Here is a 5,200-nt window from a genome sequence, read left to right as displayed (position 1 = left end):
CTTGCGCGGCACGCGGCGCGGCGGCGGGCGGGCCGGCGTAACGCGGGCCGACCATGCAGCCGCCGAGCAGCAGCGCGACGGCCGGGATGAAGCGCGATCGCCAGGCCATCAATGCACGCGCACCGGCTTGGGATTCTTCGGCAGCGGCCGCAGCAGCAGCACGCCCGGCACCACGCACAGCACCCCCATCGCGAGAATCCAGAAGAGATCGGCATAGGTCATCGTCAGCGCCTGCACCTGCACCGTGCCCGCCAGCGCCTGATAGGCGGCCTCCGGCGATCCCAGCGCCGCGCCCTGCGCCGCCATATAGGTCTGCATGTCCACCGAATTGGCCGAATAGACTTCCTCGATCCGGCGGCTGTGCAGCCAGATGCGCTGATCCTGGATCACCGCGATCCCCGACAGCGCCAGGCTGCCGCCCAGGTTGCGCGCGGTATTGTAGAGGCCGGCGGCGTCGCTCGCCTGCTCGGCGCTCACCGATCGGATCGCGGCCTGGTTCATGAAGGTCATCGCGAACAGCGAGCCCACGCCGCGGATGATCTGCGAGGTCGCAAAGGCGCCGCCGGTCGATTGCGCGGTCAGATCGGTTTCCAGATAGGCGCTGAGCGCCAGCATCAGCAGCCCCGATCCCACCGCCAGGCGTATGTCGAGATGGCGCAGCAGATAGGGCGCGAACGGCATCATCAGGATCATCGGCACCGCCGACAGCAGCACGATCTCGCCCGCCTGCAACGCATTGTAACTGGCGATCGTGCCGAGGAACTGGGGGATCATGTAGGATGTGCCGTACACCACCATCCCGACCATCGTGACCATCGCCACGATCGCGCCGAACTGGCGGTCGCGCAGCAATGCCAGCCGGATCACGGGCCGCCTGGCCAGGATCTGGCCCGCCGCCACCAGCACGAAGCCGATCGCGCTGGTCAGCGCCAGCCAGCGGATTTCGGGCGAGGCGAACCATTGCTCGCGCTCGCCTTCCTCCAGCACCACGGTAAGCCCGCCGAGGCCGAGGATGAGGCCTATGATCCCCATCCAGTCGGCGGTGCGGACCAGATCGAACCTCGGCTTGCGGTGCGGCATCGCGACCAGCAGCACGGTCAGCAGCGCGATCCCCACCGGCAGGTTGAGGAAGAAGCTGTAGTGCCAGCTCGCGTTTTCGGTCAGCCAGCCGCCGAGCACGGGGCCGATGACCGGGCCGAGGAAGGCGGTGGCGCCGAACATCGTATTGCCCACGGGCTGCTGGTGGCGCGGCAGCCGGGTGGCGACGATCGTCATCGCGGTGGGGATCAGCGCGCCGCCCGTGAACCCCTGGCCGAGACGCCCGACGATCATCATGACCAGCGATGTCGAAAGGCCGCAGAGCATCGAGAAAGCCGTGAAGAGGCTCGCCGCGATCAACAGCAAGGTGCGCAGCCCCAGCACGCGCTCCAGCCAGCCCGAAAGCGGGATGACGATGATCTCGGCGACCAGATAGGAGGTCGAGATCCACGTCCCCTCGGTGCCGCTGGCGCCGATCTCGCCCTGGATCGTCGGCAGCGCCGAATTGACGATCGAAATGTCGAGCGTCGCCATCAGCGCGCCGAGCGTCCCCGCCGCCACCGCCAGCCAGGCGGCGGCATCGGCGCGTTCCTCCACGGCCGGGGCCGGGGCCGCCATCGCCCTGCTCACCCGCCAGCCCCCTGACGGGCCTGTTCCCGCGCCTTGACGCGATCATAATCGTCCTTGGCGCCGATCGTATCGACCGTGACCTTGACCGAAAAGCCGGGCACCAGCGCGGCGCGGGCTTCGGGGCTTGCGTCGATCGCGATGCGCACGGGCACGCGCTGGACGATCTTGGTGAAGTTGCCCGTCGCATTCTGCGGGGGAAGCAGCGAGAATTGCGCGCCGGTTCCGGGCGAGATGCTGTCGACATGGCCGCGCAGATCGACGCCGGGCAGCGCATCGGCGCGGATCGACGCGGGCTGCCCGGCGCGCATCAGCCCGATCTGCGTCTCCTTGAAATTGGCGACGATATAGATCGCCTGGACGGGCACCACGGACATCAGGCGCAGCCCGGGCTGGACGAACTGCCCGACGCGTACGCTCTTGTCGCCGATCCGGCCCGCCACCGATGCGCGGATCAGCGTCGAGCTCAGGTTGATGCCGGCGGCGCTCTGCTGCGCCTGCGCCGCCTCGCCCTGCGCCTGCGCCTGGCGGACCTGCGCGCGCAAGGATCCGATCCGGCGCTCGGCGATGGTCAAGGCGGCGGTCTGCGCCGCGACGGCGTTCGCCGCCTGGGTGGCCTGCTTGCGCAGCATCGCCAGTTTCTCCCGCGTTTCGGCGCCGCTTTCGGCCAGCGGCGCATAGCGCCTGACTTCGCCGGCGGCGAATTGCGCGTCGGCCCGCGACGAGGCGAGCTGCGCGCGCGCCTGATCGACCGTCGCCTGCTGCTCGCCGATCCCGGCGCGGACGTTTTCGGCGCTGGCGGCGGCGACGTCGATCTGCGCGCGATATTGCGCCGATTGCGCGCGATAGTCGCGCGGATCGATGCGCGCGAGCGGATCGCCGGCGCGCACGTCCTGATTGTCGGCGACGAACACCTGCTCGACGTAACCCGAGACCCTGGAGCTGACCGTCACCGCATCGGCGCGGACATAGGCATCGTTGGTATCCTCGAAATAACGCCCGCGCGTCTGATAATGGACGAACCAGATCAGGATCGCGATCGCGATGACGATCACCGCGACGATCAGCCCGCGGATCATGCCGCGGCTGAGGCGAATTTGCCGGGGTGATTCGGTCGGGGGGGCGGCATCCGCCTGCTGTGCCATGCGATACCTCATCCGCCCAAAGCCGGACGATTGCGATAGCGCAGTCGCACCGCTGATGCGGATATGGCAACCCCCCTTATTATGATCCCGCTTGCTTTCGGAGCGACCGGTCAGCGCGGCTTGACGGCGCCCTGCTGCGCCGCGAGCGCCTGATCGAGTGCCGCGGCGATCAGGCGCGGACGCCACGCCTCCTCGAGGCCGCGGATCATCGTCCGGGCGAGCTGGAGGTCGACGACGACGCGCCCGTCCTGCGTGATCCGCATCAGGTGCCCGCGATAGTCGCGCTCGATATCGCCGCAGCGGCCGAACGCGCCGTCCACGATCGTGCCGACGCCCTCCTTCAGCGGCGCCCAGCGCACGATCGATTCGAGCACGCACGCCTTCCATTCGTTGAGCGCGAGATCGGCGGCGATCGCCTCGCTGCCGGCGTTGCCGTCCCGCTGCCGCGCGGCGAGCTCCTCGGGCAGCAGCGGCCCCTGTTCCTGCAACGCGTTGAAATAAGCCACCGTCAGCGGCTGGCCGGGCGCGGCGACGGCCGCCAGCAGGGCGAGGAGCGCGAACGGAGACATCGCCGCTTCCTAGGGCGTTTTCAAAGCAGGGGGAATCACTGCCTGCTCGGAAAACGCGAAGAGCATAGCTGGAGCCGGGCGCGACCGACAGCGCAGCACTGGAAGCTGTCCGGTTCAAGCTGAACGTCACCCCGGCCTTGAGCCGGGGTGACGAGAGTTCAACGTCGACAGGACGGATTCTAAGACGATCCTCCCCTGGAAGGGGAGGTGGCTGGCTAAGCCAGACGTGCGATCCGCGGCGTCGGGCTGGCGCTCGGGCGCCAACCTCCATAAATCGCATGGATGCTCGATGCCGCCTCCGCCTTCTCGACCCCGCTCGTGATCCGCCGCGAGGCGTATCGCGTCCCCGATTGGCTGGTTCCCGAGATCGCGCTCGATTTCCAGCTCGATCCCGCCGCCACGCGCGTCCGCGCCCGGCTCACGGTGCGCCGCAACGGCGGGCATCGGCGTCCTTTGCGGCTCGACGGCGACGCGCTGGCGCCGCTTGCCGTGACCGTCGACGGCGCGGACCTCCGAGATGCCTGGCGGCTCGACGGCGAGACCCTGGTCGTCGATCTCGCCGGCGACGACCATCTCGTCGAAACCGAGGTTCAGATCGCGCCCGAGACCAATTCGCAGCTCATGGGCCTCTATGCCTCGGGCGGCCTGCTCTGCACCCAGTGCGAGGCCGAAGGCTTCCGCCGCATCACCTTCTTCCCCGATCGCCCCGACGTGCTCAGCCGCTTCACGGTGCGGATGGAGGCCGATGCCGCGCGCTTCCCGGTGCTGCTGTCCAACGGCGACCGGATGGATGCGGGCGAGGCGGAGGGCGGCCGCCACTATGCGCTGTGGCGCGATCCCTTCCCCAAGCCCTGCTATCTGTTCGCGATGGTGGCGGGCGATCTCGCCGCGAACCGCGATACCTTCACCACCATGTCGGGCCGCACGATCGATCTCGGCATCTGGGTGCGCGCCGCCGATCTGCCCAAAACCGCGCACGCGATGGAGGCGCTCAAGGCGTCGATGGCGTGGGACGAGCGCGTCTACGGCCGCGAATATGATCTGGCGCTATTCAACATCGTCGCGGTCGACGATTTCAACTTCGGCGCGATGGAGAACAAGGGCCTCAACATCTTCAACTCGCGCTACATCCTCGCCGATCCCGAAACCGCGACCGACGCCGATTTCGATGCGATCGCCGGCGTCGTCGCGCACGAATATTTCCACAATTGGTCGGGCAACCGGGTCACCTGCCGCGATTGGTTCCAGCTCTCGCTGAAGGAGGGCTTCACGGTCTTCCGCGACCAGCAATTCTCGGCCGATCAGGGCTCGCCCGCGGTCAAGCGGATCGAGGATGTCCGCGCGCTCCGCGCCGCGCAATTCCCCGAAGATGCCGGCCCGCTGGCGCATCCGATCCGCCCCGAAAGCTATATCGAGATCGCCAATTTCTACACCGCGACGATCTACAACAAGGGCGCCGAGGTGATCCGCATGCTCCGCCTGATCCTCGGCGAGGAAAAGTTTCGCGCGGGCACCGATCTCTATTTCGAACGCCACGATGGCGAGGCCGCGACCTGCGAGGATTTCATCGCCGCGATGGAGGATGCCGGCGGCGCCGATCTCACCCGCTTCCGCCGCTGGTACACGCAGGCCGGCACGCCGCGCGTCAGGGCTTCGCTGATCGCCGAGCCGACCGGCGGCCGTGCGCGACTTTCCCTGTCTCAATCGGTGCCGCCGACCCCGGGGCAGCCGGACAAGCAGCCGATGCCGATCCCGCTGCGCATCGCCTTGCTCGGCGGCCGCACCGGCACGCCGCTGGGCGAGGAACGGCTGGTCGTCCTC

At 68.4% G+C, this 5,200-nt stretch carries 4 protein-coding genes; 1 reads left to right on the top strand and 3 read right to left on the bottom strand.

Annotated features, from left to right (window positions below; genetic code table 11):
• Nucleotides 1–108 precede the first annotated feature (108 nt).
• The 3 genes from HUU94_RS08000 to HUU94_RS07990 all read right to left on the bottom strand — a co-directional run bounded on the left by HUU94_RS08000 (nt 109) and on the right by HUU94_RS07990 (nt 3,379).
• Nucleotides 109–1,656: an MDR family MFS transporter gene (locus tag HUU94_RS08000; protein WP_174274563.1), complete on the bottom strand. Its 1,548-nt coding sequence runs from the start codon at nt 1,654–1,656 to the stop codon at nt 109–111.
• 8 nt (nt 1,657–1,664) lie between these two features.
• Nucleotides 1,665–2,810: an HlyD family secretion protein gene (locus HUU94_RS07995; protein WP_174274562.1), complete on the bottom strand. Its 1,146-nt coding sequence runs from the start codon at nt 2,808–2,810 to the stop codon at nt 1,665–1,667.
• A gap of 110 nt (nt 2,811–2,920) precedes the next feature.
• On the bottom strand, nt 2,921–3,379 hold the full coding sequence (locus tag HUU94_RS07990) for a hypothetical protein (protein ID WP_174274561.1): 459 nt from the start codon (nt 3,377–3,379) through the stop codon (nt 2,921–2,923).
• A gap of 282 nt (nt 3,380–3,661) precedes the next feature.
• Between HUU94_RS07990 and pepN the strand changes: the two genes are divergently transcribed.
• Nucleotides 3,662–5,200 (top strand): aminopeptidase N (gene pepN / locus HUU94_RS07985; protein ID WP_174274560.1); only part of this gene is annotated, 1,539 nt, incomplete at its 3' end.

Source organism: Sphingomonas bacterium, from assembly GCF_903644055.1.
GTDB lineage: Bacteria > Pseudomonadota > Alphaproteobacteria > Sphingomonadales > Sphingomonadaceae > Sphingomonas_I.
Note: the sequence above shows the minus strand (reverse complement) of the source record. Positions and strands in the feature narration are given on the sequence as shown.

Excerpts from the sequence above, each read along its gene's own strand:
- HUU94_RS08000 (WP_174274563.1), bottom strand. The coding sequence starts at position 1,656 with ATGGCGGCCCCGGCCCCGGCCGTGGAGGAACGCGCCGATGCCGCCGCC.
- HUU94_RS07995 (WP_174274562.1), bottom strand. The coding sequence starts at position 2,810 with ATGGCACAGCAGGCGGATGCCGCCCCCCCGACCGAATCACCCCGGCAA.
- HUU94_RS07990 (WP_174274561.1), bottom strand. The coding sequence starts at position 3,379 with ATGTCTCCGTTCGCGCTCCTCGCCCTGCTGGCGGCCGTCGCCGCGCCC.